A 25690-nucleotide genomic window follows, 5' to 3' on the forward strand; every position below is an offset into this window, starting at 1 on the left:
GTCGCCCGTTCGGCCGGGTGCCGGTGGTGAGGGGTTCCGGGCGGCCTCGCGACCGCGAGCGCTGGACCGCGCAGGATCACGGCGGGAGGTGGACGTGGGAGATCGACACCGGGAACCGGTGAGGGTGGAGGCCGGCGGGGTGGTGCGGGTGCCGGGCGTCCGGAGCCCGCCCCGCGCGAGGACGGGAGTCCAGCGCCCAGGAGCGGGCGGAGAGCCCGGCGCCCGCACCACCCCGCCGGCCGGCCGAGAACCCGGCCACGGCAGCACGAGAACGGAAGAACCCGAGAACCCGAGAACTACTCGACCGTCACCGTGACCGAGTCGTACCCGCTGGCCCCGTTCGGGATCGGCGCCACCACGTCCGCGGTCTGCGGCGTCCCCGTCGCGTCGGTGGCGCGGACCTCCAGGACGTGCCCGCCGGGTTCGGCGTCCCAGTCGAACACCCACTGGCACCAGGTGTCCTCCGACACCGACGGCAGCACCTTCGCGGGGAGCCACTCGCCGCGGTCCACCCGGACCTCCACGGCGGAGACCCCGCGGTCCTGCGCCCAGGCGACGCCGGCGACGGGGACCCGGCCGGCGCGCACCGTCGCGAAGGAGCGGGGGACGTCGATGCGCGAGGCCGTCTTGATCGGGGCCCTCTCGGCCCAGCCGCGCTCGGTCCAGTACGCGGCCCTGTCCGCGAACCGGGTGACCTCGAGGTCGGTGACCCACTTGCACGCGGAGACGAACCCGTACAGACCGGAGACCACCATGCGGACGGGGAACCCGTGCTCGCGGGGCAGCGGCTCGCCGTTCATGCCGACGACGAGGAGCGCGTCGCGGCCGTCGGTGGCCTCGGCCAGCGGCGCGGACAGCGTGAACCCGTCGGCGCTGGTCGCGAACAGCATGTCGGCACCCTCGCGCACCCCGGCGCGGGCCAGCAGGTCCGCCAGCGGGTACCCCAGCCACCTGGCGTTGCCGACGTAGTCGCCGCCGACCTCGTTGCTCACGCAGGTGAGGGTGATCCACCGCTCGACCAGCGGCAGTGCGAGCAGGTCGTCGAAGGTGAGGGTGACCTCCTGGTCGACCATGCCGTGCAGCCGCAACGTCCAGTCCTGCGCGCGCAGGTCGGGGACGACGAGGGCGGTGTCGATGCGGTAGAAGTCCCGGTTGCCGGTGGCGTACGGGGTCAGCCCCGCGCCGACCAGTGCCACCGGGTCGGCGCCGGTGGGCACGGGCGGGGCGGGCTCGGCCGGGGCGGGCAGCACGACGCCGGCGCGCGACTCCTCGGCGTTGCGGGCACCGGACAGGACGCGTCCCGCTCCCCCGGTGGTCAGGCCCGCGGCGGCGACCCCGCCGAGCAGGACGGCGCGGCGCCGGGGCTCCTCGGCCCGGCCACCGGGGGCCAGGCGCCGCGTCAGCAGGGTGAGGGCGTACGCCCCGGCGGCGGCGCCGAGGGCGGAGGGCAGCGGGGACAGCGCGGTGGCGTCGGGGCGGGTCGCGGCCGCCAGGACGCCGGCGACGCCCAGGAGCCCGACCACGCCGGCGCCGAGGACCAGGCGGCGACGGGCCAGGACGCCCGCGGCGGCGGCCAGCAGGACGACGAGGACCGCGATGGTGCCCAGCAGGACCGCCTTGTCCGCGGTGCCGAACGTCCGGATCGCGAAGTCCTTCACGGGTGCGGGGACCCGGTCCACGACGGCGTCGCCCACGACGACGAGGGGGGCCGCCGACGGGGACAGCCCGCTCAACGGCAGACCGGCCACCAGCTGCCCCACCCCGAGCGTCACGCCGGCGGCGAGGACCCCGGACAGCGCCGCGAGGCCGGCTGCGCGGGGCTGAGGCCCCGTGCTCCCCTCCGGCGCCGGAGTCCTCGATGCGCTGCCCGGTGTTCTCACACCCGGGTTTCGGAGCCGGCCGGCCCTTGGATGGGTCTTCCGTCGAGAACGGCGGCCAGCACGGGCACGAGCGCACCGAAGGCCCGGCCGCGGTGGCTGATCGCGTTCTTCTCCTCCGCGCTGTGCTCGGCGAGGGTCCGTTCGGACCTCTCCGGCACGAAGATCGGATCGTAGCCGAAGCCCCCGCCACCGGCGGCGGCGGCGGTGGTGATCCGGCCGCGCAGCTCGCCGCGCACGACGTGCTCCTCGCCGGCGGGCGTGGCGAGCGCAGCGGCGCACACGAACGCCGCGCCGCGGTGCTGCGCGGGCACGTCGGCGACCTGCGCCAGCAGCAGGTCCAGGTTGGCGGCGTCGTCGCCGTGCCGGCCGGCCCAGCGCGCGGAGAAGATGCCCGGCGCCCCGCCGAGGACGTCCACGGCGATCCCGGAGTCGTCGGCGACGGCGACGACCCCGGTGGCGGCGGCCACGGCGCGGGCCTTCAGCAGCGCGTTCTCCTCGAACGTCACGCCGGTCTCGGCGACCTCGGGAACGTCGCCGAAGGCGTCGACGCCGAGGACCTCCACGCCGGGCAGCAGCGGCTCGAGCACCGCGCGCAGCTCACCGACCTTGTGGGCGTTGCGGGTGGCCAGCACCACCCTGCGCCCGCTCGCCGGGCCGTTCACGCGCCGGCACCGGGCAGCGGGGCGGCCAGCGCCTCGGCCTGCAGGGCGGCCAGGCGCGCGCAGCCGCCGACGGCCAGGTCGAGCAGGGCGTCCAGCTCGGAGCGGTCGAAGGGCACCCCCTCGGCGGTGCCCTGCACCTCCACGAACCGGCCGTCGCCGGTGACGACGACGTTCATGTCGGTCTCGGCCTTGACGTCCTCCACGTACGGCAGGTCGAGGACGGGTCGGCCGCCGACGACGCCGACGCTGACGGCGCTGACGGACCCGGTGAGCGGCTGCTTGGACTGCCGGACCAGGCCCTTCGCCCTGCCCCAGGCGATCGCGTCGGCGAGCGCGACGTAGGCGCCGGTGACGGCGGCGGTGCGGGTGCCGCCGTCGGCCTGCAGGACGTCGCAGTCGAGCACGACGGTGTTCTCGCCCAGCGCCCTCGTGTCGACGACGGCGCGCAGGCTGCGGCCGATGAGGCGGCTGATCTCGTGGGTGCGCCCGCCGATCTTGCCCTTGACGGACTCGCGGTCGCCGCGGGTGTTCGTGGCGCGCGGCAGCATGGCGTACTCGGCGGTGACCCAGCCCTGCCCGGAACCCTTGCGCCAGCGCGGCACGCCCTCGGTGAAGGACGCCGCGCAGAGCACGCGGGTGCGGCCGAACTCGACCAGGACGCTGCCCTCGGCGTGGTCGAGCCAGCCGCGGGTGATGCGCACGTCGCGCAGCTCGTCGGGGGCGCGGCCGTCGGCGCGGGCGGTGGGGGTGGCGGGGTCGGTGCTCACCGGCCCACCTTCTCACCGGCGCCGCGCAGGGCCCCGCGCAGCGCCCCCAGCTGCAGCGGGCCGGTCTCCTCCACGGAGACGATCTGCGGGCCCAGGAAGCGCTGTGCCAGCTGCCGGAACGGGGTGGGGTCGCCGGTGGCGGTGAAGCGGTGCCGCGGGGCGGGGCGGTCGTCGGGGCGCAGCAGGTCGCGCGCGGACAGCTCCCGGTAGACGTCCAGCGCGGTCTCCTCGGCGCTGGAGACCAGCGTCACCCCGTCGCCGACGACGGTGCGCAGCACGCCGGTCAGCATCGGGTAGTGGGTGCAGCCCAGCACCAGGGTGTCCACACCGGCGGCCATGACGGGGGCCAGGTACTCGCGGGCGGCGTCGAGCAGTTCCGGGCCGCCGGTGACGCCGCGCTCGACGAACTCCACGAACCGCGGGCACGCCGCGCTGGTCAGGTGCACGTCCAGCGCGCCGGCGAAGGCGTCGTCGTAGGCGCGCGAGGAGATCGTGGCGCGGGTCCCGATGACGCCGACGCGGTTGTTGCGGGTGGCGCGCACCGCCCGGCGCATCGCCGGGAGGATGACCTCCACGACGGGCACGTCGTAGCGCTCGCGGGCGTCGCGCAGCACGGCGGCGGAGGCGGAGTTGCAGGCGATGACGAGCATCTTCACGCCGGAGTCGACGAGGTCGTCGAGCACGTCCAGGGCGTAGCGGCGCACCTCGGCGATGGGCTTGGGGCCGTACGGGCTGTGGGCGGTGTCGCCGATGTAGTGGATCGCCTCGTGCGGCAGCTGGTCGAGGACCGCGCGGGCGACGGTGAGGCCGCCGACCCCCGAGTCGAAGATGCCGATGGGGTCGTCCCGGTCCAGGCTCGCGCTCACCGCAGCAGGTTACGCGGCGTCCCCGCTCAGCCCAGGGAGCGCACCAGCGTCTCCTGCAGGTGCGTGGTGAAGTCGTACACGGCCCACGCGTAGCGCTCGGGGTCGTCCTCGTCGAACGGGCCGGGGTCGGAGTCGTCGCTGACGCCCAGGCGGGTGCCCAGGGCCAGGCGGACGTCGTTGAGCGCGGCCAGCCAGGTGCGGGCGCCGTCGGCGTCCAGCTGCACGCGCCCGCCCTGCCCCTCCACGGGGGCCAGCGAGGCCAGCACCGCGCGCGCGGCGGCGGCCTTGCGCTCGCGCAGGGAGTGCTCGGTGAAGCGGCGGAACTCCGCGGCGGCACCGGGGTCCTCGGGGTAGGCGTCCGGCAGCAGCCGGCGCAGCACGTCGTCCTCGGGCGGCGCGCTGGGCCCGCCGGTGCCGTCGGCGAAGGCGCCGAAGCCGGGCAGGCCCCCCAGGCCGAGCTCCTCGGCCAGCGGGTCCGGGCGCTGCTCCGGCACGTCCAGCAGCTCCAGCACCTCGCGGGTGACGGAGGCCAGGACGTCGGCCTCGACGGGTTGCAGGGTCAGGGAGAACAGCCCGTTGCGGGAACGGCGGAAGGTGGCCATGGCGCGTCGTCGGATCCTCAGGGGGCTCAGTCGTCCTTCTGCAGGGTCGCCCACAGGCCGTAGCCGTGCATGGCCTCCACGTCGCGCTCCATCTGCTCGCGGCTGCCGGTGCTGACCGCGGCGCGGCCCTTGGTGTGCACGTCGAGCATGAGGGCCTGCGCCTTCGCCTCGGAGTAGCCGAAGTGGGTGCGGAAGACGTAGGAGACGTAGGACATGAGGTTCACCGGGTCGTTCCAGACCAGCGTGACCCAGGGGGTGTCGGGGGCGGCGGTCAGGTCCGCCTCGGGGCGCTCGAGCTCCACGGGAGCGGTGAGGACGGTCGAGGGCACGGACCCAGTCTAGGAGCCCGGCCCGCCGGGGCCGCCCGCGCGCTGCCGCGCCGGGCGTCCGGTGCGCGCGCTAGGTTCGGCGGCGTGAGCGCGAGCACGGCGTCCAGCGCCCCCTCCACGGCACTGCTGACCGACCACTACGAGCTGACGATGCTGCAGGCCGCGCTGGCCGACGGCACCGCCGAGCGGCGCTGCGTCTTCGAGGTGTTCGGGCGCCGCCTGCCCGAGGGGCGCCGCTACGGCGTGGTCGCCGGCGTGCCGCGCGTGCTGGACGCGGTGCGCGACTTCACCTTCGACGAGGCCGCACTGGCCGGGCTGCGCGGCGTGCTGGACGAGCGCACCGTGCAGTGGCTGGCCGACTACCGCTTCGGCGGCTCGATCGAGGGGTACGCCGAGGGGGAGCTGTGGTTCCCCGGCTCGCCGATGCTCACCGTGACCGGCACCTTCGCCGAGGCCGTGGTGCTGGAGACGGTCGTGCTCTCGATCCTCAACCACGACTGCGCGGTGGCCGCCGCAGCCGCCCGCATGAGCACCGCCGCGCACGGCCGGCCGCTGATCGAGATGGGCTCGCGGCGCACCCACGAGGAGGCCGCGGTCGCCTCCGCCCGCGCCGCGTACCTGTGCGGCTTCACCGCCACCTCGAACCTGGCCGCCGGCGAGCGCCACGGCATCCCCACCGCGGGCACCAGCGCGCACGCCTTCACGCTGCTGCACGACACCGAGGAGGAGGCGTTCCGCGCGCAGGTCGCCGCCCTGGGCACCGGCACGACCCTGCTGGTGGACACCTACGACATCACCCGCGGCATCGAGACGGCGGTCGAGGTCGCCGGCCCGCGGCTGGGGGCGGTGCGCATCGACTCCGGGGACCTGGCCGTCCTGGCGGAGCAGGCCCGCGCGCAGCTGGACTCCCTGGGGGCGACGGGCACGCGCATCGTCGTCTCCGGCGACCTGGACGAGTACGCCCTGGCGGCGCTGGCCGCCGCGCCCGTGGACGGCTACGGGGTGGGCACCTCCCTGGTGACCGGGTCCGGGGCCCCCACCGCCGGGCTGGTCTACAAGCTCGTGGAGGTCGAGGGCCGCCCCGTCGCCAAGCGCTCCACCTCCAAGGTCACCCAGGGCGGGCGCAAGGTCGCGGTGCGCCGGCACCGGCCCACCGGTACCGCCACCGAGGAGGTCCTGGGCGTGGGGGCCGCTCCCCCGCGCGAGCCGAACGACCGCCCGCTGCAGGTGCCGTTCGTCGTCGACGGCGAACGGGTGCCGGACCTGCCCTCGCTGGAGGCCTCGCGCGAGCACCTGCGCCGGGTGCTGGTGACGCTGCCGTGGGACGGCCTGGCCCTGTCCAAGGGGGACCCTGCGATCCCCACCACGGTCCTGCCGCCGGCCGCCGCCGGTGCGGAGGGGGCCCGGTGACCCGCTGCCTCGTCGTCGTCGACGTCCAGAACGACTTCTGCCCCGGCGGTGCGCTGGGGGTGGCCGGTGGCGACGAGGTCGCCGCGGCCACCAGCCAGCTGCTGGCCCGCGGCGGCATCGCCTACGACCACGTCGTGGCCACCCAGGACTTCCACGTCGACCCCGGGGACCACTTCTCCGACACCCCGGACTTCGTGGACTCGTGGCCGCCGCACTGCCGCGCCGGCAGCTACGGCGCGCTGCTGCACGACGCGCTGGACACCTCCCGGGTGGAGGCGGTCTTCCGCAAGGGCCAGTACGCGGCGGCCTACTCGGGGTTCGAGGGGACGACGTCCACCGTCACCGCCGAGGGCGGCGAGCTGGTGACCGGCCTGGCGGACTGGCTGCGCGAGCGGGGCGTGGACGAGGTGCACGTGGTGGGCATCGCCACCGACCACTGCGTGCGCGCCACGGCCCTGGACGCCGTGCGGGAGGGGTTCCGCACGACCGTGCTGCTGGGGCTGACCGCCGGCATCTCGGCGGCGACCGTCCGGGCTGCGCTGGAGCAGCTGCGCGTGGCGGGCGTCTCACTGGTCGGCGACCCCGTCGTCGCCTGAACCGCGCCCCGGGCCACGGCCCGGAACAGGGCGGCGCACGGCGGGGTTGCCGAGCCCCTGCAGGGACCACCTCGACGACGGGAGCACGACGTGCGCATCGGCATCATCGGAGCGGGCAACATCGGCGCGAACCTCACCCGGGCGTTCACCGGGCTGGGGCACGAGGTGCGGGTGGCGAACTCCCGCGGGCCCGAGACCCTCGAGTACCTGGCGGCCCAGACCGGTGCGAGGGCGGTGGAGGCCGCCGACGCCCCGCGCGGCGCCGACCTCGTGGTGGTCACCGTCCCGGAGAGGAACGTGCCGGACCTGGCCGGCGTCCTGGACGCCGCCGCCGACGGCACCGTGGTCGTCGACACCGGCAACTACTACCCGCGCGAGCGCGACGGTCGCATCGACGCGATCGAGGGCGGCACGCCGGAGACGGCGTGGGTGGCGCAGCAGCTGGACCCGGCGGGGCGGCTGCGCTGGGTGAAGGCGTTCAACGGCATCGAGGCCGAGCACCTGCTCTCGGCCGCCCGCCCGTCCGGCGACCCGCAGCGGCGAGCCCTGCCGGTGGCCGGCGACGACGCCGCGGCGAAGGCCGTGGTCGCCGACCTGGTCTTCACGATGGGTTTCGACCCCGTGGACGCCGGGCCGCTGGCGGACTCCTGGCGCCAGCAGCCCGGCACCCCGGTGTACGGCGCGGTGCTGGACGCCGACGGGGTGGCACGGGCGCTGGGCGAGGCGCCGCGTGAGCGCCCCGCGCAGTTCACCGCCTGAGCACCACCGCCTGAGCACCACGGGCACCGCACCCCGCGCGGGGCGCGGTGCCCGGACGGGGCGGCGCGCTCAGCGCCGGCGCACCACCACGGTGCCGCCCAGCTTGTCGTGCAGGGCCTGCTTGCGCCGGTCCCACGCCGGCCACAGGTAGTCCAGCAGCAGGTAGAACGGCACGATCTGCCCCACGAGGTCGCTGGTCACCCAGCGCAGGATCGACTGCCCCCACGTGGGGTGCCCGGGCCGCTCCCAGTGCCGCACCCTCAGGCCGAACAGCGCCTTGCCGGGGGTCGCGCCGTAGAAGCGCAGCGGCAGCACCGTGTAGACGGCGCTGACGGCCAGCAGCACGAACGTGAAGCTGGAGGAGGCGGCCGTGAACCCCGGGTCCTCCAGCAGGCGCAGCGTGGCCGTGGTGTCGCCGGCGGCCACCGCGTCGAGCGACTCGTCCATCGTCGCCACCATGCGCTGCACGAGCGACCAGCCCGCGGCGGTGGCGATGGCGGAGACCAGCACCCAGTCCAGGACGCGGGCCAGCAGCCGCAGGCCGAGGTTGCCCAGCGGCTGCCCGTCGGGGGTGGCCAGGGCGCGGGCGGACAGCTGCCCGTGGGGGCCGGCACCGTAGGGGGCGGTGCCGTAGGGGGCGGTGCCGTAGGGGCCGTACGGGCCGTGCTGGGCGGGTCGGTCCTGCGGGGCGGGGTGGCCGTGGGCACCCCCCGGGGCGTCCTTGCGCAGGTCCAGGCCGTGGCCCTGCCCGGGCGGTGCGGCGTGCGTGTGCTCGGTCCAGGCCGACCCGTCCCACCAGCGCAGCTGCGCCGGGTGCGACGGGTCGGGGTACCAGCCGGCGGGGGTGCTCACGGGGCCAGAGCCTGCCAGGTCGGTGCGGCGGCCACCGGGGCACCCCGGCGGCCCGTGGGGGTGACGCGCATCAGACGCCGAACTCCGCGGGGTCGAGGCCCACGGCGTGGCAGACGTCGCGCACCGCGCGGCGCTCGTCGTCGTCGAAGTCGCCGTCGGCACCACCGACGAGCACGCCCACCTGGACGACCGCACGCGCCTGGTCGGGCTTGCTGCGCAGCTTGCCGACGGCCTGCAGCGCCTCGATCTTCCCGAAGTCGTAGTCGCTGGACAGCTTGCCGCAGTACCGCTCGAAGGAGTCTCGCAGCTGCCCGGCGTCGAAGGCGGCGAGGACGTCGTGCGAGCCGATGAAGGCCGCCGTCTTCTGCCGCTCGGACGGGTCGATCCTGCCGTCGGCGGCGGCGATGAGCGCGCACGTCGCCATGCTCGCCTCCGCGAAGTCCTTGCTCTTGAACTGCGCGACCCGCGTCTTCAGCTGGTCGCCGGTGAGCAGGCCCTTGCGCTTGAGGTTGTCGAGAAAACCCACGTCGTCCTCCTCCGCCGGGGCGTTCCCGGTCACACCGGTCGAACGCCCGCGCCGGGCGCCGGGTTCCTCCGGCACCCGTCCGGGTCAGCTGAAGCGGCGCACGATCTCGGAGTTCCGGTCGGCCAGCAGCCGGCGCAGGGTGCGCCGCACGAACAGCGCGTCGGCGAGGCGGCCCAGCGGACCGGCGGGGCTGCGCCACGCCATGCGGTCCGTCATGATCGTCATCTGCGGACCCTCGGGCTCGAAGGCGTGCTCGTGGCGGAACTCCGCGAACGGGCCGGAGTCCATGCGGTCCACGAACCGGTGCGGGCGCTCCAGCTCCACGATGTTCGAGGTGTGGGTGACCGGGAACAACCGGAAGAGCCGCAGCCGCCAGCGCACGCTCTCGCCGAGCTGGATGCGTCCCTTCGTGCGGCCGAACCCCTCGACGGCCCGGACCCGGAACCGCCGGCCCGCGACGCGCTCGACGTCGAGGTCGAGGGAGACGTCGAACACCTCGTCGACGGCTCCCCGGACCATGGTCCGCTGGACGATCTCGGGCACCGTCCGAACCTACCCGAGCAGCGTCGGTGCCGACGCACGAACCCGGCTGCGCGCGCAGCGGACGGCCGGGGTCAGACCATCGACAGGAGGTGGTCGCGCCGGCGGCGCAGCACGTCGACCCCCGCCGAGGCCGACGGCGGCCCCGGCACCGCGGAGCGGACCTTCGCGTAGACGGTGGCGTGCGGCAGCTGCCGGCCCGCCGCGACCCGCCCCACCAGCCCGTGGATCTCCTTGCGCAGCAACGCCGCGGTGTGCCAGACCGCCTCGTCCTCGTCCTGCGGCGCCGGGGCCGGTTCGACGGCGGCCTCCTCGGCGGGGCGCGGGGTGGCCGTGCGCTTGCGGATCTCCGCGTCGCGCTGGGCGAGCAGGGCCGCGGTCTGCTCCGGCGACAGCAGCCCGGGCAGACCGAGGAACTCCTCGTCCTCGGCGGTGACCTCCAGCGGCGCGGTCTCGGTGCCCAGCAGGGCCTTGCCGCCGTGCAGCACGTGCGCGAACTCCGCCTGCGCCTCCAGCGCCTCGTACTCCCGGGCCTGCCCGGGCTCGCGCTCGGGGGCGGGTAGCAGGTCCAGCCCGCCCTCGTCGACCTCCTCGGAGGTCACGCTCGGCGGCGGCGGGATGACGTGGTTGCGGTCGGTCTCCATCTCCGCGGCCAGCGCCAGCAGCGGGCGCACCGCGGGCAGGAACACCGTGGCCGACTCCCCGCGCGCGCGGGCGCGCACGACGCGCCCGACGGCCTGGGCGAAGAACAACGGGGTGCGGTAGCTGGTCATCCACGCCAGGCACGCCGCGCGCGGCACGTCCACGCCCTCGGAGACCATGCGCACGCAGACCGCGAACCGCTGGTCGCCGTCGGCGAACTCCTGGATCTTGCTCGACGCCTTGGGGTCGTCGGACAGGATCAGGACCGGCTTCTCCCCCGTGACCCGATGGACGATCTTCGCGTAGGCGCGCGCGTCGTCCTGGTCGGAAGCCAGCACCAGCCCGCCGGCGTCGTGCATGCCGTGCTCGCGCAGGTGCTCCAGGCGCTCGTCCATCGCGGCGATGACGTGCGGCACCCAGTCCCCGCGCGGGTCCAGCGCCGTCTTCCAGGCCAGCGCCTCCACCGACCTGGTGGTGGCGTCGGTCAGCGAGGCCGCCACCACCTCACCGGCGGAGTTCCGCCAGCGGGACGTGCCCGTGTAGGCGGCGAACACCACGGGCCGCACCACGCCGTCGGCCAGGGCCTGGCGGTAGCCGTAGGTGTAGTCGGCCAGGCTGCGCAGGCCGCCCTCGGACTCCGCGGAGTCGTCCTCGACGTACTTGACGAAGGGGATGCGCTCGTCGGCCCTGGTGCGGAAGGGCGTCCCCGTCAGGGACAGGCGCCGCCGGGCGTCGGCGAACGCCTCCTGCACCGCCTCGCCCCAGCTCAGGCCGTCACCGGCGTGGTGGATCTCGTCGAGCACGACGAGGGAGCGCTTGGCGGTGGCGCGGGCCCGGTGCAGCATCGGGTGCCCGGCGACCTGGGCGTAGGTGGTGACGTAGCCGCGCACGTCCGGGCGGACCGGGCCCACCGCGTTGGACATCGTCGGGTCCAGCTCGATGCCGGCGCGGTGGGCGGCCTCGGCCCACTGGGTGCGCAGGTGGTCGGTGGGGGCGACGACGACCACGCGGTCCACCTTGCGCGCGTCCAGCAGGCGGCGGGCCAGCGCCAGGGCGAAGGTCGTCTTGCCGGCGCCCGGGGTCGCCGTGACCAGGAAGTCCTCGGGCGCCTCGCGCCCGGGGTCGAAGTACTGGTCGATGGCCTGCTGCTGCCACGCGCGCAGGGGCCTGCCCGGCGAGGCGGCGGCGCCGGTGGGCGTCCCGGTGGGCCCGGCGGGTGCGGTGGGTGCGGTGGGTGCGGTGGAGAACAGGTCCGGCGGGGGGTTCTGGGCTGTCGTGCTCACGGTCCTCCCACCGTAGACGACCCGGCGGCGGGCCCCGGGCAGGACACCGCCGGACGCGGTGCCCTCGCGCGGGTGCCGACGATCCCGGCGGCCAGGGCGACCAGCGCCAGCCCGGCGTACAGGCCGCCGAAGAGGGCCTGGTCGCGGCCCGCGCCGACGTGCAGGGCGGCGAAGACGCCCCCGGCCACGGCGATGCCCAGGACGCAGCCGAGGTTGTCGGACAGCTGAAGCGCCGAGGAGGCCAGCCCCCGCTCCGCGGGGGCCGCCAGCCGCAGCGTGAGCACGCTCGTGGTGGCGATCCCCAGCCCCATCCCGAACCCCGCGAGCAGCCAGGCGGCCAGCACCCACCACCCGCTGGCACCGGTGAGGGTCAGGGCGGCCAGCAGGGCGCCGGCAGCGGCCAGGGCCGTGCCGCCGACGAGCAGGAGCAGCGCGCGCGGCAGCCGGTCCAGGGCCCGCGCCTGGGAGGTGGTGCCGGCGAACCAGCCCAGGGTGCCGCCGGTGAGGACCAGCCCGGCCTGCGACAGGGAGAACCCCCGCTCGGAGACCAGCATGAGCGGCACGAACGTCTCGGTGCCGAAGAAGGCGGCGGTGAACAGCCCCCGCACCACCACGACGCTGGGCAGCCCGCGCGCCAGGCGCAGCGCCCCGGGCGGCAGCAGCCCGGGCAGGGCCGCGACGACCACCGCCGCGCCCCCGGCGGTCAGCAGCACCGCCGCCGCACCGCCGTCGGCCAGGTCCTCGGCCCCGGCCTGCAGGGCCCCGGCGCCGCCGGCGACCGCGAGCCCGCGCCACACCCGCCGGCGCGCCGCGCCCGCACCGCCCGTTCCCCCCGGGGTGCCGTGGGCGGCTGCGGCGGCGGCCACCCGGGGCAGGATCACCGCGGCCACCAGGACGGCGACCGGCACGACGACGCCGAAGACGAGCCGCCAGCTCACCGCGTCGGCCATCCAGCCCGCCAGCGCGGGCCCGGCCACGCCGGGCAGCACCCAGCACGCCGACATCCACCCGAACACCCGCGGGCGCACCTCGTCGGGGTAGGCGGAACCGACGACGACGTAGATGGAGACCACCAGCAGCCCACCACCCAGGCCCGCGAGCAGGCGACCGGCGAGCAGCGCGGAGTAGGTGGGCGCGGCGGCGCACACGCTCTGGCCGACGACGAAGAGCGCCGCGCCGGCGGCCATCGGCGGGCGCGGGCCCCGGGCGTCGGCCCAACTGCCGGCCACGACGGTGCCCAGCAGGCTGGCGGTGAGGAACGAGGAGAACGCCAGGCCGTAGGAGCGCACCGCCCCCAGGTCGGCGGCAGCGCGCGGCATGGCCGTGGCCACGGCGATCGACTCGAAGGCGACCAGGCAGATGAAGGCGAGGACGGGCAGCGTGGTGGCGCGGTGGGCGCGCGAGAGCGGCCCCGCCGGGGCGGCCGCCGCAGTCCCCCCGCGGCCGGCGGGGCGGACCATCAGCGGCCGGAGTCGTCCCCGCCGTCCTTGCCGGTGCCGGACAGGCTCTCGTAGATCTCCTTGCAGGTGGGGCACACCGGGAACCGCTTGGGGTCGCGGCCGGGCACCCACACCTTCCCGCACAGGGCGATCACGGGGTCGCCCGAGAGGGCGGACTCCATGATCTTCTCCTTCTTGACGTAGTGCGCGAAGCGCTCGTGGTCGCCGGGCTCGACCTTCTCCTCGACCTGCTCCTCGCGGTCCAGGACCGCGGTGCGCGAGGGCGTCGACGACGGCGCCTCCTGGGGAGCGGGGCTGAACGGGTCGTCGGTCGGCGAGCTCATGCCGGGATCGTACGTGCCCGCACGGGGTCAGTTCAGCGACACGTCGGCGGGGAAGCTCGCCACCAGCGCGAGGTCGCCGCCCTGCCGGCGCAGCACGTCCGACCACAGCCGCTCGGGGCTGTCGCTGAAGGCGTCGCGGGCCTCGGCCGGCAGCACGAACCACGCCTCCTCGGCGATCTCGCCCTCCAGCTGACCGGCGCCCCAGCCCGCGTAACCGGCGAAGATCCGCAGGCCCGCGAGCTCGTCGACCACCGCCTCCGGCGGGGTGTCCAGGTCGACCAGGCCCACCGAGCCCAGCCCCACCGAGCCGAAGACCCGCCGCACGCCGGCGGGGTCGGGCCGGTCGCCGGGCACGGCCACCAGGCCCAGCGCGGAGTCCAGCGCCACGGGACCCCCCTGGAACAGCTTGCCGGGGGCGGTGGTGAACGCCTGCCAGCCGGGCAGCACCGCGTCCACGTCCACCTCGAGGGGGCGGTTGACGACCACGCCGAGCGCGCCGTCCTCGTCGTGGTTCAGGACGAGGACGACGGCGCGCTGGAAGTTCGGGTCGGTCAGCGAGGGCGTCGCCAGCAGCAGCCGCCCCGTGAGTGCGGCGGGTGGCAGGGGGCTCACGACCGGCCCTCCGTTCCTGTCCTGGCGCGTGCTTTCCCGGCGCGTGCCGTCCCGGTGCGCGCTGTCCCGGGGAGCACCCGCCCATCATGACCCGTCCGGCCGCGCGCGGCCCGTCGCGGGGGTCAGCGCGGGGCGGCCAGCGGCACGTCCTCGCGGGTGGCCCGCACGTACTGCGCCGGCCACGCCACGGCACCGGTGTCGTGCAGGGCCACCGCGGCGCGCTGCGGCCAGCGGGGGTCCGCCAGCAGCGGCCGGGCCAGCAGCACCGCGTCGGCGTCGCCGCTGACGAGCACCTGCTCGGCCTGCAGCGGGTCCAGGATCAGGCCCACGGCCCCCACGGGCACGCCCGCCTCCCGCTTCAGGCGGCCCGCGTTGGGCACCTGGTACCCGGGACCGACGGGGATGCGCTGCTGCGGCACGTTGCCGCCGGAGGAGGCGTCGACGAGGTCGGCGCCGTGCTCGGCCAGCCGCCGGGCCAGCTCCACGGACTCGTCCACGTCCCAGCCGCCCCCGGCCCAGTCGGAGGTGGAGATGCGCACGAAGACGGGCTTGCCGTCCGGCCAGACCGCCCGCACGGCGTCGAGGACCTCCAGCAGCAGCCGCGAGCGCCCGGCGAAGCCGCCCCCGTAGCCGTCGGTGCGCGCGTTGGACAGCGGCGAGAGGAACTGGTGCAGCAGGTAGCCGTGCGCGGCGTGCAGCTCCACGACGTCGAAGCCGGCGCGGTCGGCGCGGCGGGCGGCGTCCGCGAAGGCGGCCACGACCCGGGCGATCCCGTCGGCGTCCAGGGCGGTGGGCACGGCCAGGTCGCCGTGGGCGATCGCGCTGGGCGCGACGGTGGGCCAGCCGCCCTCCTCGGGCGGCACGCTGCCCTGGACGGGGTGCCAGGGCCGGTGGGTGGCGGCCTTGCGGCCGGCGTGGGCGAGCTGGACACCGGCGGCGGCGCCCCGGGAGTGCACGAAGGTGACGACGCGCGCCCAGGCGCGCTCCTGGTCCTCGTCCCACAGCCCGGCGTCGTGGGGGCTGATGCGCCCCTCCGGCAGCACTGCGGCTGCCTCGGTCAGCACGAGGGCGGCACCGCCGACGGCCAGGGAGCCGTAGTGCACCAGGTGCCAGTCGCCGGGCACGCCCGGAGCCGCCACGGGGTCGCAGGAGTACTGGCACATCGGCGAGACCCAGATCCGGTGGGCGAAGGTGGTGCCGCGCAGGGTCAGGGGCTCGAGCAGTCGACTCACACCCGGCACCGTACGTCCGGGCCCGGCACACCCGGCACCGTACGTCCGGGCCCGGCACGTCCGGCCCGGCACGTCCGGCCCGGCACGTCCGGCCCGGCACGTCCAGTCGCACCGCTGCGGCCGGCGGCGGGCGCGGGACGCCGTCAGGTGCGGCGCGCCCGCTTGGCGCGGTACATCCGCGCGTCGGCGCGCGCCAGCACGTCGGCGGCCGGCGCGTCGGGGTCGTCGACGACCAGGCCGACGCTGCAGGTGGTCGTGACGCTGCCCGCGCCCTCCGGCAGCGGCACCCGCACGTCCGAGACGGCGGCGCTGAAGCGGGCCCGCAGGGCGGCGGGCTCGACCTGCGCGGGTCCCTCGACCAGGACGACGAACTCGTCGCCGCCGTAGCGGGCGACGGTGTCCTCCGCGCGCGCCACCGCGGCCAGCCGCTGCGCGACGGCCACCAGCACCGCGTCGCCGAGCAGGTGCCCGTGCTCGTCGTTGACCCGCTTGAGCTCGTCCACGTCGCAGAAGACCACCACCGGCGCCCGCCCGGTGCGCCGGGCGCGCGAGCGCGCCTGGGACCAGCGGTCCTCGAAGAGGGAGCGGTTGGGCAGGCCCGTCAGCCGGTCGTGGGTGGCGCGGTGGGCGAGCTCGCGCTGCCGCTCCACGTGCTGGGAGACGTCCCAGCACGCCAGGGCGAGGGCCGCCTCCCCCTCGAAGCGCACCGGGGAGAGCACCACCTCGACGGTGACGGCGCTGCCGTCGGGGCCCACGAAGCGCCACTCGGCGGGCGGGGCGTCCGGCTCACCGCCGGCCGCCAGGACGGCCGCGAGGCCACTGCGGTCGTCGGGGTGCACGAGGTCGGCCAGCGCGGCACCCACCGGTCCCGGCCCGCCGGGGCCGGCGCCCACGGCGCGGCGCGCGGCCCGGTTCACCCACAGGACGGTGCCGTCGCGCACGACGAGGGTGGCCAGCGGGGAGTCCTCCACGAGCCTCCGGTAGTCCACGTCCTGCACCGCGCCCCCTCCCGTCGGCGGCCGCTGCCCGACCGCCTGGAGCGGCGACCGTAAGCGGGCCGCGCGGGGGGTTCAGCACCGATCGGGGTAACACCGCCGGGACGGCGGAACGATTGCGACACAGCGTGTTCGGGGAGGCACGGCAGGAGCGGCCGCGTGTGCGCAGGGTCGCGTGCCGGTGACGCGACCCCCCGTCACCGCACGGGCCGGGAGAGGTCGGCGGCCTGCGCCACCAGCGGCCGGCTGGCGCGCGAGGCCAGCACCACCAGCCCGCCCCCGCCGACCGCGCAGGCGACGAACAGCAGCACCCCCACCGGGGCGCTGCGCAGCACCGCCAGCAGCGGGGAGACCACCAGCAGCGCGGTCAGGGCCGCCCCGCCCGTGGTGACCAGCAGCGGCACCCACGTCTCGCGCGAGCGCGCCGCGTGCAGCACCGCCACGTCCGTGCCGGCCAGGTGCAGGGCCCGGTGCTGCGGCGCGCCGTCCAGCGCCCGGCAGGCCTGGGTGACGCCGGTGGACACCGCCGCCAGCACCGCCGCGATGACGAGGGTGACGAGGGCGCCGGTGCCGATGTCGGTGAGCAGCGTCTGCGTCCGCTGCCCCTCGGCGTCGCCGCTTTCGGTGGCCGTCATGCCGGGCACGACGCTCAGGCACCCCGCCACGAACGTCACCAGGGCGATGCCGCCGACGCTGCGCCAGGCGCTGCGCGGGTCGTCCGCGATGCGCCGGGCCGCCAGCAGGGTCGGCACGCTGCGCGCCCGGGAGGCCAGCAGCCGGCCCAGCAGCGACAGCAGGAACGGGCCGACGAGGTTGTACAGCGCGAACGTCCCCGCCAGCAGGACCGCCAGCACCAGCACCGCGGCCGCCAGCCCGACGCTCGCCGTCAGCTCGCCCAGCACGCGGAAGGCGAGGGTGAAGGCCACGCCCACCACGAGCACCGGCAGCACCCGCACCCAGCTCAGGGGCTTCGCCGGCAGGCGCTGCGCCACCCCCAGCGGCGTCACGACCACGCGCCGCAGGCTCACCGCGCACGAGACGAGGGAGACGGTCAGCACCGCCGCGACCGTCGCCACCACCGGCAGCGGCCCCAGGCGCAGCTCGGCGGGCTCGAACGCCCGGCCCTGGAAGCGCAGCAGCGCCACCGCGGGGGTGGTCAGCACGTCGAGCACCGCACCGGCGAGCGCACCCGCCACCGCCTGCAGCCCGGCGTCCAGCAGCGCGACCGCGCCCGTCTGCGCGCTCGTGGCGCCCGCCAGGCGCAACCGGGACAGCCGCTCGTCGCGGCGGGCCACCGCCAGGCGGGCCGCGGCGCCGCCCAGCGCGGCGGTCGGCACCACCAGCAGCGCCACCGACACCGCCGCCAGCAGCGGGTAGACCCTCGCGTCGGAGGTCACCTCCGCCAGCCGCGCCCGCTCGGTGAACGCCTGCACCCCGCCGGTGACTGTGAGCACCGCCCACGTCGCCGCGGCGAAGGCCAGGACCGCCAGCACCGTCGGCAGGTGCCCGCCGGAGTCGCGGTGGCGCAGCAACCGCACCCACACGCACAGCGCGCCCCTCACGCCCCCACCCCCGACGGGGCCTGCGGCGAGGCCGGTGCACGGAACTCGCGCACGACCCGCCCGTCACGCATCGCCAGGGTCCGCCCGCACCAGCGGGCCACCGCCGGGTCGTGGGTGACCACGACCAGCGCCGCGCCCGCCGCCCGCACCGCGCCGGTGAGGGTGTGCAGCACCTCCTCCCCGGTGCCCTGGTCCAGTGCACCGGTCGGCTCGTCGGCGAAGACGACCTTCGGCGAGCCCACCAGCGCCCGCGCGATCGCCACCCGCTGCGCCTGGCCGCCGGACAGCTGCCCGGGCCGGCGCTCCTGCAACCCGCTCAGCCCCAGCGACGCCAGCACGTCGCGGGCACGGGCGGTGGCGGTGCGCCGGTCGACGCCGCCCAGCATGAGCGGCAGCGCGGCGTTCTCCTGCGCCGGCAGTTCCGGCAGCAGCTGCCCGGACTGGAAGACGAACCCGAAGTCGCTGCGCCGCAGCGCGGTGCGGCGCGCGTCGCTCATCGCCGCCAGGTCCGCACCGGCCAACTGCACCGAGCCGGCGGTGGGGCGCAGGATCCCCGCCAGGCAGTGCAGCAGCGTGGTCTTGCCGGAGCCCGAGGGCCCGGTGACGGCGACGGACTCGCCGGCACCCAGCGTCACGTCGACGCCGTCGAGCGCGCGGGTGGCGCCCGGGCCTTCGCCGTGGGCCATGACGAGACCGCGTGCCGTGAGGATGTCCATGGCCCCGAGGCTGCCGGGTGCAGGGGGGCCGCCGCGTCGGAGCGTGGGCGGAACCGCGCGCGGCCGGGTACGACCGCGGGGTGAGGGACCGGGGGCGGAGAGGGGCCCCCGGGCACCACGAAGGGCCGCTCCCCCCACGGGGAACGGCCCTTCGTCGAAGGTGGAGATGGCGGGAATCGAACCCGCGTCCGTCAGCGTGGTACCAGGGCTTCTCCGGGTGCAGCCTGTTCAGCGGTCTGCTCGGCCCCGATGCTCACACAGGCATGTCATCGCCGGGCCCAGCCGCGTTGGTTGTCCCTCTCACCTACGCGACCTCGGTGAGAGGTGAGCCCCCTAGTCGATGCCAGGACCCGGGGCGGGAGCTCACCCGGGCTGACAGAGTCGCGCTCGCTCAGGCGGCGAGGGCGAACTCGGTGCGCTTGGAATCGGCACCTATTGGTTTGCACGGAGCGTTGACGAGATGACCGTGCATCCTCGACCCGCTTCCCCTGGCTCGACGACCGACGTCGAAACCTGTCATCCCCTTGTTGAGTTGTGGTGCTTCCAGCCCCGTCGTGGCGACCGGTGACCAGCATACGTCCCAACGACCCGTCCGGCGCGCGCATTCCCGCGCGCCGGTGCGGCGGTGGCGCTCACCAGGACCCCCCGCCCCCGCCCCCCGCGCCGCCGCCGACGAAGCCGCCGGACGGTGACGAGGACGACGAGGACGACGAGGACGCACCGGCGGCCGGCGGCGCGGTCAGCGACCCGGAGGCGTCGGCGGAGAAGGTCCCCACCAGAGCACCGAACACGACGGGGTCGAAGCCGGCCGTGCCGCCGGCGTACCAGCCCGGGCGCGACACCGGTTCGGGTGAGGCCTGCAGCGCCGCGGCGGCAGCCGCCCACCGGTCGGTGGCGCCCAGGGCGACCGCGTGCGGCAGGTGCCGGGCCAGCGCCCCGCCGGCCGGCGCCCACCCGGGGTCGCCCGCGGAGCGGTCCAGGCCGGCGGCGTACGCCTCGAAGCGCGCGCGGACCCGGTGCCCCTCGGCCGTCAGCGGCGAGCGCGGGCGCGCGGCGAACGGCACCACGAGCGCCACGGCGACCAGGGCCAGGCCGGCCAACCCGAACCGGGTCCACAGCACCAGCGCCACCGCCGCCGCGGCGGCGAGCGCGAGCCCCGCCAGCGCCCGTCCCAGGCGGCGGTGCGCCAGGCGCGAGGGCCGGTCGCGGAACCACCCGCGGTGCACCGCCTCGTCGTCGAGCAGTTGCCGGGTGAGCTGCACGCCGGCGCGCGAGCGGGTGCGCAGCGCCGACAGCGTCGTGACCGGGGAGCCCCTGAACAGGGTGTGCAGCAGCCGGTCCTCGGCGGGGCTGGTGGGGTCCGCGCTCCCCCGCCGCTCCAGGCGCCAGTCCGCGACCCGGCCGCCCTCCTCGCGCCCGCCCTCGGCAGCCAGGACGAGGTGCCCGCGCTGGGCGAGGTCCAGCAGCGTCGCCACCACGTCGTCGCCGGTGGCGCCACCGTGCACGAGGGCGCCCAGCACGCCGGGCGGGCCCTGCGGCGGGGCCCCGGCGGACGGCGCCGCCGACGGGGTGGCGCCCGCGGCGCGGGCTCGCCGCCGGGCGAGGAGCACCGCGCCGGCGCCGGCGGCCAGCACGGCCCCCGCCGCGGGCAGGGTGGCGGCGTCGGCCGTGAAGGCTCGGCGCGGGCTGAAGGTGTCCACCAGCAGCGGGCCGGTGGCGGCGACGGTGCCCGCGGGCAGCACCGCACCGACCGTGACGCCCTGCCCGGCCCGCAGGTCGCTCGCGGAGAAGGATGCGGTGCCGGGCACGGCGCCGGGCTGCACCGCGCAGGGGGTGCGCGAGCCCTCCTCGCCGGTGACGCACTCCAGGGACGCCAGGGGGCCGGGGGCGGTGAGCGTGGCCTCCACGCGTTCCACCGGCACCTGCCAGCCGGTGCCGAGCACGTCGACGCGCAGGCGCTGGCCTTCCACCCCGCCGGCGCCGGTCCCGTCGACGACGGCGCCGAGGCGGTACTCCAGCACGTACGTCTCCTCGCCGCGCACGTCCTCGGAGTCCGGGTCGCCCACGCGCACGTCGAGCCGGCCGCCGTCCTCCTCGGCCTCCACCTGCGCCGGGGCACCCGAGGGGCTGGACACCCGCAGGTCGCTCACCGGATGGCGGCGGTCGTGGGTGGAGTCGTGCGGTGCGCGCACCGGGATCGAGCGCAGCAGCCCGTGGCGACCCTCGTCTCCGAAGTCGTAGACGATCGTCTCGCGCACCGCGAGGCCGCCGTCGGCCTGCACGTCGAGGTCGACGGCGTAGGAGCGGACGCGCTCGTCCTCCCCCGGCTCGCCCGCGGCGGCGGCCACCGCCGCGGGCCCCGCCAGCACGACGGCGGCCAGGGACGCGGCGGCACCGGCCCGGTGGACGAGCCCGGGACTCACTCCCGGTTCCGCCGCAGCGACATCGCGCGCTCGGCCTCGCGCCGGTCCTGGCGCTCGCGCAGCGCGTGGCGCTTGTCGTAGTTCTTCTTGCCCTTGGCCAGGCCGATCTCGACCTTCACCCGGCCGTCGACGAAGTACAGCGACAGCGGCACGATCGTCAGGCCGGACTCGCGGACCTTGCCGGCCCACTTGTCGATTTCCGCGCGGTGCAGCAGCAGCTTGCGCCGCCGCCGGGGAGCGTGGTTGGTCCAGGTGCCCTGGACGTACTCGGGGATGTGGACGTGCTCGAGCCACATCTCGCCGCGGTCGATCTGTGCGAACCCGTCCACGAGGGAGGCGCGGCCCATGCGCAGGGCCTTGACCTCGGTGCCCGTCAGCGACAGGCCCGCCTCGTAGACGTCCTCGATGTGGTAGTCGTGGCGCGCCTTGCGGTTGCTGGCGATCACCTTGCGCCCGGTCTCGCGCGGCACGTGGACCCTCCCCGTCTGGTCTGGACGGGCCAGTCTAGGCGGCGGCGAGCGCACCCCGCACGGCCGTCCCGAGGGCACGGCGGCCGTGTTGGAGGCGCTGGACGCGCCCGGTCAGACGCGCAGCCAGCGGCGCAGGCTCAGCAGGGACGCCACGACGGCGAAGACCACCCCGACGGCCAGCAGCAGCGGGCCGGTGGGCCACAGCACGTCCGAGGTCTCCACCAGGCGTGTCGTGAAGTCCGGCCGCTCGCCCAGGCGCCGCACGCCGAACTCCACCAGCGCGTACAGCGCCCCGCAGGCCAGGACCGCACCGACCAGGCTGGCCACGACGCCCTCCAGGACGAACGGCAGCTGGATCAGCGCCCTGGAGGCACCCACCAGCCGCATGATGCTCGTCTCGCGGCGGCGGCTGAACGCGGTCAGGCGGATCGTCGTGGACACCAGCAGCACGGAGCACAGCAGCATCAGCGCGGCCAGGCCGATCGCCACGCGCGTCGCGCCGTCCAGCGCGGCGAACAGCGGCTCCAGGATCGCCCGCTGGTCGGGGACCTCCTCCACCCCGGGGACGCCGGAGAACTCCTGGCGCACCTCCTCGTAGCGGTCCGGCTCGGTCAGGCGGACCCGGAAGGACTCGGGGAGCTGGTCGGGGGTGACGTTCTCGGCGAACGACTCGTCGTACATCTCCAGGAAGCTGTCGTACGCCTCCTGCTGGGACTCGTAGAACACCTGGTCCACCAGCGGGGACGCGTTCAGCTGGTCGCGGAGCGCGTCGCGCTGCTCGCTGGTGATCGCCCCCGCGGGGCACACCTCCGCCGGGCTCTGCTCCCCGCACAGGAAGATCGAGACCTGCACGCGGTCGTACCAGTCGCCCTTGAGGATGGAGACCTGCTGCTGGACCAGCAGGCCCAGCCCGAGGAAGAACAGCGACACCATCGTCACCAGCACGACCGACAGCGTCATGGACAGGTTGCGGCGCAGGCCGGCACCCATCTCCCGCAGGACGAAGCCGAGGCGCATCAGCGGGCCGACCCGTACACGCCGCGGTCCTCGTCGCGCACGACGCGGCCGTCGCGCAGCTCCACGACGCGCTTGCGCATCTGGTCGACGATGTCGTCGTCGTGCGTCGCCATGACGATGGTGGTCCCCGTGCGGTTGATGCGGTCCAGCAGCTTCATGATGCCCACGCTGGTCTCCGGGTCGAGGTTGCCGGTCGGCTCGTCGGCCAGCAGGATCGACGGCCGGTTGACGAACGCGCGGGCGATCGCCACCCGCTGCTGCTCACCGCCGGACAGCTCGTGCGGCCGGCGCTTCTCCTTGCCCTGCAGACCCACCAGCGCCAGCGTCTCCGGCACCGACTGGGCGATGACGTGCCGCGGCTTGCCCAGCACCTGCAGCGCGAAGGCGACGTTCTCGAAGACGGACTTGTCGGTCAGCAGTCGGAAGTCCTGGAACACCACCCCGATCTGGCGGCGCAGCGCCGGCACCTTCCAGCTGCGCAGCCGGCCCACGTCGCGCCCGGCGACCTGAACGGTGCCCGTGGACGCCTTCTCCTCCTTCAGCACCAGCCGCAGGAAGGTGGACTTGCCCGACCCGGAGGGGCCGACGAGGAAGACGAAGTCGCCCTTGTCGATCTGCAGGGTCACCTCGGCGAGCGCGGGGCGGTGCCCCTCGCCGTAGAGCTTGCTGACGTGCTCGAAGGTGATCACTCGTGGGGCGGCCGGTCTCGGGGACGGGAGGTGCTCGGGTGCTCCGGCCGCCGACCACTCTACGTGCGGGCACCGCGGGTCAGCGCCGTCCCCCGCCCGGGTGGGCCGCACCCGCGCCCGGGCCGGGCGGGAGCAGCACCGGGAGCACCCCGAGGGGCTCAGTCCGCGGCGCGCTCGCCCTGCCGGCGCCAGCGGATGCCGGACTCCAGGAAGGCGTCGATCTCCCCGTCGAAGACGGCCGAGGTGTTGCCCACCTCGTAGTTGGTGCGCAGGTCCTTGACCATCTGGTACGGGTGCAGCACGTAGGAGCGCATCTGGTTGCCCCAGGAGCCGGAGTCGTCACCCTTGAGGGCGTCCAGCTCGGCCTGGCGGTCCTGGCGGGCCTTCTCCAGCAGCTTGGCCTGCAGCACGCGCATCGCGGCCGCCTTGTTCTGCAGCTGCGACTTCTCGTTCTGGCAGGTCACGACGATGCCGGTGGGGATGTGCGTCAGGCGCACCGCGGAGTCGGTCGTGTTGACCGACTGCCCGCCGGGGCCCGAGGAGCGGTACACGTCCACGCGCACGTCGTTCTCGGGGACGTCGATGTGGTCGGTCTCCGCCACCACCGGCAGGACCTCCACGCCCGCGAAGGACGTCTGGCGCCGGCCCTGGTTGTCGAACGGGGAGATGCGCACCAGGCGGTGGGTGCCCTGCTCCACGCTCAGCGTGCCGTAGGCGTAGGGGGCCGCCACCTTGAACGTGGCGGACTTGATGCCCGCCTCCTCCGCGTAGGAGGTGTCGTAGACCTCGCTCTTGTAGCCCTTGCGCTCCGCCCAGCGCAGGTACATGCGCATGAGCATCTCCGCGAAGTCGGCGGCGTCCACGCCACCGGCCTCGGAGCGGATCGTCACCAGCGCCTCGCGGCCGTCGTACTCGCCGGACAGCAGCGTGCGGACCTCCAGCTCGTCCAGCTGCTTGCGCACGGCCGCCAGCTCCTGCTCGGCCTCGACCCGGGAGTCCTCGTCGTCCTCGGACTCGGCGAGCTCCACCAGGGCCTCGAGGTCGTCGATGCGCGAGCCCATCCGCTCCACGCGCTCCAGCTCCGCCTGCACCGTGGACAGCCGGCTGGTGACGCCCTGGGCGTGCTCGACGTCGTCCCACAGGTCGGGGGCGGCGGCCTGCTCGTTGAGCTCGGCCAGCTCCCGGCGCAGCGCGTCGAGGTCCGACACCTCCCGGATCGACGCGTACGTCTGGCGGAGGGCGGAGATCTCAGCGGGGTAGTCGATGGCCACGGCGCACGAGCTTACGCGCGCGGGAGGGCACCGGGTGCGCCCGCCGGGGCCGCCCAGCCGGCGGCGGGACCGCGCGCCGCACCCGGCGAGGAGCCGGACGGCGGCGCGGGCGCTGGTCCCGACGGGTGACGCCCACCCCGGGTCGTGGAGGATCGGACCACTGGCGCCGATGCGTACGGGGAGGGACCGCGCGGCGGGCGCGGGACGCGGCAGGAGGTGGTCGGGGGTGGCACGCGCCGTCCGCACGCGCCGCCGCGCACCCGCGGCGGAGGGCCGCACCCTGGCCCGCGCGGTCCTGGGCATCGGGGTGCTGTCGCTGGCCACCGCCGTCGTGCCCTTCAGCCCCACCGCCCCCACGCGGATGGCCGCGGCCATGGGCGGCACGGCCCTGGTCCTGGGCGCGGTGCTGCACGCCCGCGCCGACCGGCTGCCGCGAGCCCTGCCGCACGCGGTGCTGCTCCTGGCCACCTGCCTCGTCTCGGTCAGCGTCCTGGCCTCCACCACCCCGGCCGGGCGGGTGGTCACCGCGTTCAGCTACGTCTGGATCGCCCTGTTCACCGCCACCTTCCACTCCCGGCGGGCGATGTGCACCCACGTGGCCGTGGCCCTGACCGGTTTCGCCGCCGCCCTGTGGGCCGGCGGGGCACCCGCCCCCGCCCAGACGTGGGGCTTCATGGGCACCACCACCGCGGCGGTGGCCTGGACCGTCAACAGCCTGGTGCTGCGCCTGCGCACCCGGGCCGACGAGGACCTGCTCACCGGGGCGCTGACCCGGGGCGCCTGGCTCGCCGAGGCCGACGCCGCCGTCTCGCGCGCCACCCGCGCGGGCGCACCCCTGTCCCTGGCCGTCCTGGACCTGGACGACTTCAAGGCGGTCAACGACCGCGACGGGCACGCGGCCGGCGACCGCCTCCTGACCGAGCTCACCGGCGCCTGGGCCGGGGCGCTGCGCCCCGGGGACCTCCTCGGCCGCCTGGGCGGCGACGAGTTCGCCGTGCTGCTGCCGCACACCGGCGCCGGGGAGGTCCCCGGGCTCCTCGCCGCCCTGCGCGCCGCCCACCCGCGGGGGCGCTGGAGCGCCGGGGTGGCGGAGCACGTCCCCGGCGAGGGGGTCGCCGACTGGATCGCCCGCGCCGACGCCGACCTCTACGCCCACAAGCGCGCCCGGTCCGGAGCGCCCCGGCCCGAGGTGCGCTGACGGCCGCA

At 76.0% G+C, this 25690-nt stretch carries 26 protein-coding genes and 1 other RNA gene; 4 read left to right on the forward strand and 23 right to left on the reverse strand.

What is annotated here, in order from left to right; all coding sequences use genetic code 11:
* Positions 1 to 296: 296 nt before the first annotated feature.
* From ACRYR8_RS02550 to clpS, 6 genes are all read right to left on the reverse strand, one after another.
* Positions 297 to 1772 (reverse strand): molybdopterin-dependent oxidoreductase, encoded by a 1476-nt coding sequence (locus ACRYR8_RS02550; protein WP_432482506.1) that lies wholly within the window; start codon positions 1770 to 1772, stop codon positions 297 to 299.
* Between the two features lie 104 nt (positions 1773 to 1876).
* Positions 1877 to 2542 carry an RdgB/HAM1 family non-canonical purine NTP pyrophosphatase gene (rdgB, locus tag ACRYR8_RS02555; protein ID WP_432482507.1) on the reverse strand — a complete coding sequence of 222 codons (666 nt, stop codon included), beginning with the start codon at positions 2540 to 2542 and terminating at the stop codon, positions 1877 to 1879.
* Positions 2539 to 3309, reverse strand: a complete 771-nt coding sequence (gene rph / locus ACRYR8_RS02560) for a ribonuclease PH (protein WP_432482508.1) — start codon at positions 3307 to 3309, stop codon at positions 2539 to 2541. The genes rdgB and rph overlap by 4 nt, the downstream gene beginning before the upstream one ends.
* The gene (gene murI / locus ACRYR8_RS02565) at positions 3306 to 4175 is read right to left on the reverse strand and encodes a glutamate racemase (protein WP_242128714.1); all 870 of its coding nucleotides are present in this window, start codon (positions 4173 to 4175) and stop codon (positions 3306 to 3308) included. The genes rph and murI overlap by 4 nt, the downstream gene beginning before the upstream one ends.
* 26 nt (positions 4176 to 4201) lie before the next feature.
* The gene (locus ACRYR8_RS02570) at positions 4202 to 4777 is read right to left on the reverse strand and encodes a DUF2017 domain-containing protein (RefSeq protein ID WP_432482509.1); all 576 of its coding nucleotides are present in this window, start codon (positions 4775 to 4777) and stop codon (positions 4202 to 4204) included.
* Between the two features lie 26 nt (positions 4778 to 4803).
* Complete coding sequence (gene clpS, locus ACRYR8_RS02575) at positions 4804 to 5106, reverse strand: ATP-dependent Clp protease adapter ClpS (protein WP_432482510.1); 303 nt, start codon at positions 5104 to 5106, stop codon at positions 4804 to 4806.
* An 84-nt stretch (positions 5107 to 5190) separates the two neighbouring features.
* On the opposite strand from clpS, the gene ACRYR8_RS02580 reads away from it, so the two are divergent.
* The 3 genes from ACRYR8_RS02580 to ACRYR8_RS02590 are packed head-to-tail and all read left to right on the forward strand — an operon-like array spanning position 5191 to position 7871.
* Positions 5191 to 6516: a nicotinate phosphoribosyltransferase gene (locus tag ACRYR8_RS02580; protein ID WP_432482511.1), complete on the forward strand. Its 1326-nt coding sequence runs from the start codon at positions 5191 to 5193 to the stop codon at positions 6514 to 6516.
* A complete protein-coding gene (locus ACRYR8_RS02585) occupies positions 6513 to 7112 on the forward strand; it encodes a nicotinamidase (RefSeq protein ID WP_432482512.1) in 600 nt (199 codons plus the stop codon). The genes ACRYR8_RS02580 and ACRYR8_RS02585 overlap by 4 nt, the downstream gene beginning before the upstream one ends.
* Before the next feature lie 57 nt (positions 7113 to 7169).
* Positions 7170 to 7871 (forward strand): NADPH-dependent F420 reductase, encoded by a 702-nt coding sequence (locus tag ACRYR8_RS02590; protein WP_432482622.1) that lies wholly within the window; start codon positions 7170 to 7172, stop codon positions 7869 to 7871.
* A gap of 69 nt (positions 7872 to 7940) precedes the next feature.
* Here ACRYR8_RS02590 and ACRYR8_RS02595 read toward each other — a convergent pair whose 3' ends face one another.
* The 17 genes from ACRYR8_RS02595 to prfB all read right to left on the reverse strand — a co-directional run bounded on the left by ACRYR8_RS02595 (position 7941) and on the right by prfB (position 24484).
* Complete coding sequence (locus tag ACRYR8_RS02595; RefSeq protein ID WP_432482513.1) at positions 7941 to 8723, reverse strand: RDD family protein; 783 nt, start codon at positions 8721 to 8723, stop codon at positions 7941 to 7943.
* Between the two features lie 70 nt (positions 8724 to 8793).
* Positions 8794 to 9249: a tellurite resistance TerB family protein gene (locus tag ACRYR8_RS02600; RefSeq protein ID WP_432482514.1), complete on the reverse strand. Its 456-nt coding sequence runs from the start codon at positions 9247 to 9249 to the stop codon at positions 8794 to 8796.
* Between the two features lie 84 nt (positions 9250 to 9333).
* Positions 9334 to 9792: an SRPBCC family protein gene (locus tag ACRYR8_RS02605; RefSeq protein ID WP_432482515.1), complete on the reverse strand. Its 459-nt coding sequence runs from the start codon at positions 9790 to 9792 to the stop codon at positions 9334 to 9336.
* Between the two features lie 71 nt (positions 9793 to 9863).
* Positions 9864 to 11714, reverse strand: coding sequence for a DEAD/DEAH box helicase (locus ACRYR8_RS02610; RefSeq protein ID WP_432482516.1), 1851 nt, complete (start codon positions 11712 to 11714; stop codon positions 9864 to 9866).
* Positions 11711 to 13174 carry an MFS transporter gene (locus ACRYR8_RS02615; protein WP_432482517.1) on the reverse strand — a complete coding sequence of 488 codons (1464 nt, stop codon included), beginning with the start codon at positions 13172 to 13174 and terminating at the stop codon, positions 11711 to 11713. Before ACRYR8_RS02615 ends, ACRYR8_RS02610 begins: the two co-directional genes overlap by 4 nt.
* The gene (locus ACRYR8_RS02620) at positions 13174 to 13497 is read right to left on the reverse strand and encodes a DUF3039 domain-containing protein (RefSeq protein ID WP_432482518.1); all 324 of its coding nucleotides are present in this window, start codon (positions 13495 to 13497) and stop codon (positions 13174 to 13176) included. The genes ACRYR8_RS02615 and ACRYR8_RS02620 overlap by 1 nt, the downstream gene beginning before the upstream one ends.
* Before the next feature lie 27 nt (positions 13498 to 13524).
* Entirely contained in the window at positions 13525 to 14109 is a 585-nt protein-coding gene (locus ACRYR8_RS02625) for a YqgE/AlgH family protein (RefSeq protein ID WP_432482519.1), read from the reverse strand.
* A 122-nt stretch (positions 14110 to 14231) separates the two neighbouring features.
* Positions 14232 to 15341 (reverse strand): NADH:flavin oxidoreductase/NADH oxidase, encoded by a 1110-nt coding sequence (locus tag ACRYR8_RS02630; RefSeq protein WP_432482520.1) that lies wholly within the window; start codon positions 15339 to 15341, stop codon positions 14232 to 14234.
* Positions 15342 to 15484: 143 nt separating this feature from the next.
* Positions 15485 to 16339: a GGDEF domain-containing protein gene (locus tag ACRYR8_RS02635; RefSeq protein ID WP_432482521.1), complete on the reverse strand. Its 855-nt coding sequence runs from the start codon at positions 16337 to 16339 to the stop codon at positions 15485 to 15487.
* Positions 16340 to 16533: 194 nt separating this feature from the next.
* On the reverse strand, positions 16534 to 17898 hold the full coding sequence (locus ACRYR8_RS02640) for an FtsX-like permease family protein (protein WP_432482522.1): 1365 nt from the start codon (positions 17896 to 17898) through the stop codon (positions 16534 to 16536).
* Positions 17895 to 18614 (reverse strand): ABC transporter ATP-binding protein, encoded by a 720-nt coding sequence (locus ACRYR8_RS02645; protein ID WP_432482523.1) that lies wholly within the window; start codon positions 18612 to 18614, stop codon positions 17895 to 17897. The genes ACRYR8_RS02640 and ACRYR8_RS02645 overlap by 4 nt, the downstream gene beginning before the upstream one ends.
* A 158-nt stretch (positions 18615 to 18772) precedes the next feature.
* Positions 18773 to 19138: a transfer-messenger RNA gene (ssrA, locus tag ACRYR8_RS02650) on the reverse strand.
* A gap of 108 nt (positions 19139 to 19246) precedes the next feature.
* Positions 19247 to 21037, reverse strand: a complete 1791-nt coding sequence (locus tag ACRYR8_RS02655; protein ID WP_432482524.1) for a DUF2207 domain-containing protein — start codon at positions 21035 to 21037, stop codon at positions 19247 to 19249.
* Positions 21034 to 21507, reverse strand: a complete 474-nt coding sequence (gene smpB / locus ACRYR8_RS02660) for an SsrA-binding protein SmpB (RefSeq protein WP_432482525.1) — start codon at positions 21505 to 21507, stop codon at positions 21034 to 21036. The genes ACRYR8_RS02655 and smpB overlap by 4 nt, the downstream gene beginning before the upstream one ends.
* 111 nt (positions 21508 to 21618) lie before the next feature.
* Complete coding sequence (gene ftsX, locus ACRYR8_RS02665; RefSeq protein ID WP_432482526.1) at positions 21619 to 22524, reverse strand: permease-like cell division protein FtsX; 906 nt, start codon at positions 22522 to 22524, stop codon at positions 21619 to 21621.
* Positions 22524 to 23213, reverse strand: a complete 690-nt coding sequence (gene ftsE / locus ACRYR8_RS02670) for a cell division ATP-binding protein FtsE (RefSeq protein WP_432482527.1) — start codon at positions 23211 to 23213, stop codon at positions 22524 to 22526. The genes ftsX and ftsE overlap by 1 nt, the downstream gene beginning before the upstream one ends.
* A 158-nt stretch (positions 23214 to 23371) precedes the next feature.
* A complete protein-coding gene (prfB, locus tag ACRYR8_RS02675; RefSeq protein WP_432482528.1) occupies positions 23372 to 24484 on the reverse strand; it encodes a peptide chain release factor 2 in 1113 nt (370 codons plus the stop codon).
* A gap of 226 nt (positions 24485 to 24710) precedes the next feature.
* Between prfB and ACRYR8_RS02680 the strand changes: the two genes are divergently transcribed.
* Positions 24711 to 25682, forward strand: a complete 972-nt coding sequence (locus ACRYR8_RS02680) for a GGDEF domain-containing protein (protein WP_432482529.1) — start codon at positions 24711 to 24713, stop codon at positions 25680 to 25682.
* Positions 25683 to 25690 lie beyond the last annotated feature (8 nt).

This window comes from Kineococcus esterisolvens (genome assembly GCF_050871405.1).
GTDB lineage: Bacteria > Actinomycetota > Actinomycetes > Actinomycetales > Kineococcaceae > Kineococcus.

What these genes read in the sequence shown, in the direction of transcription:
- ftsX (WP_432482526.1), bottom strand. Translation starts at nt 22,524, where the DNA reads ATGCGCCTCGGCTTCGTCCTGCGGGAGATGGGTGCCGGCCTGCGCCGC.
- ACRYR8_RS02620 (WP_432482518.1), bottom strand. Translation starts at nt 13,497, where the DNA reads ATGAGCTCGCCGACCGACGACCCGTTCAGCCCCGCTCCCCAGGAGGCG.
- ACRYR8_RS02645 (WP_432482523.1), bottom strand. Translation starts at nt 18,614, where the DNA reads ATGGACATCCTCACGGCACGCGGTCTCGTCATGGCCCACGGCGAAGGC.
- ACRYR8_RS02570 (WP_432482509.1), bottom strand. Translation starts at nt 4,777, where the DNA reads ATGGCCACCTTCCGCCGTTCCCGCAACGGGCTGTTCTCCCTGACCCTG.
- ACRYR8_RS02615 (WP_432482517.1), bottom strand. Translation starts at nt 13,174, where the DNA reads ATGGTCCGCCCCGCCGGCCGCGGGGGGACTGCGGCGGCCGCCCCGGCG.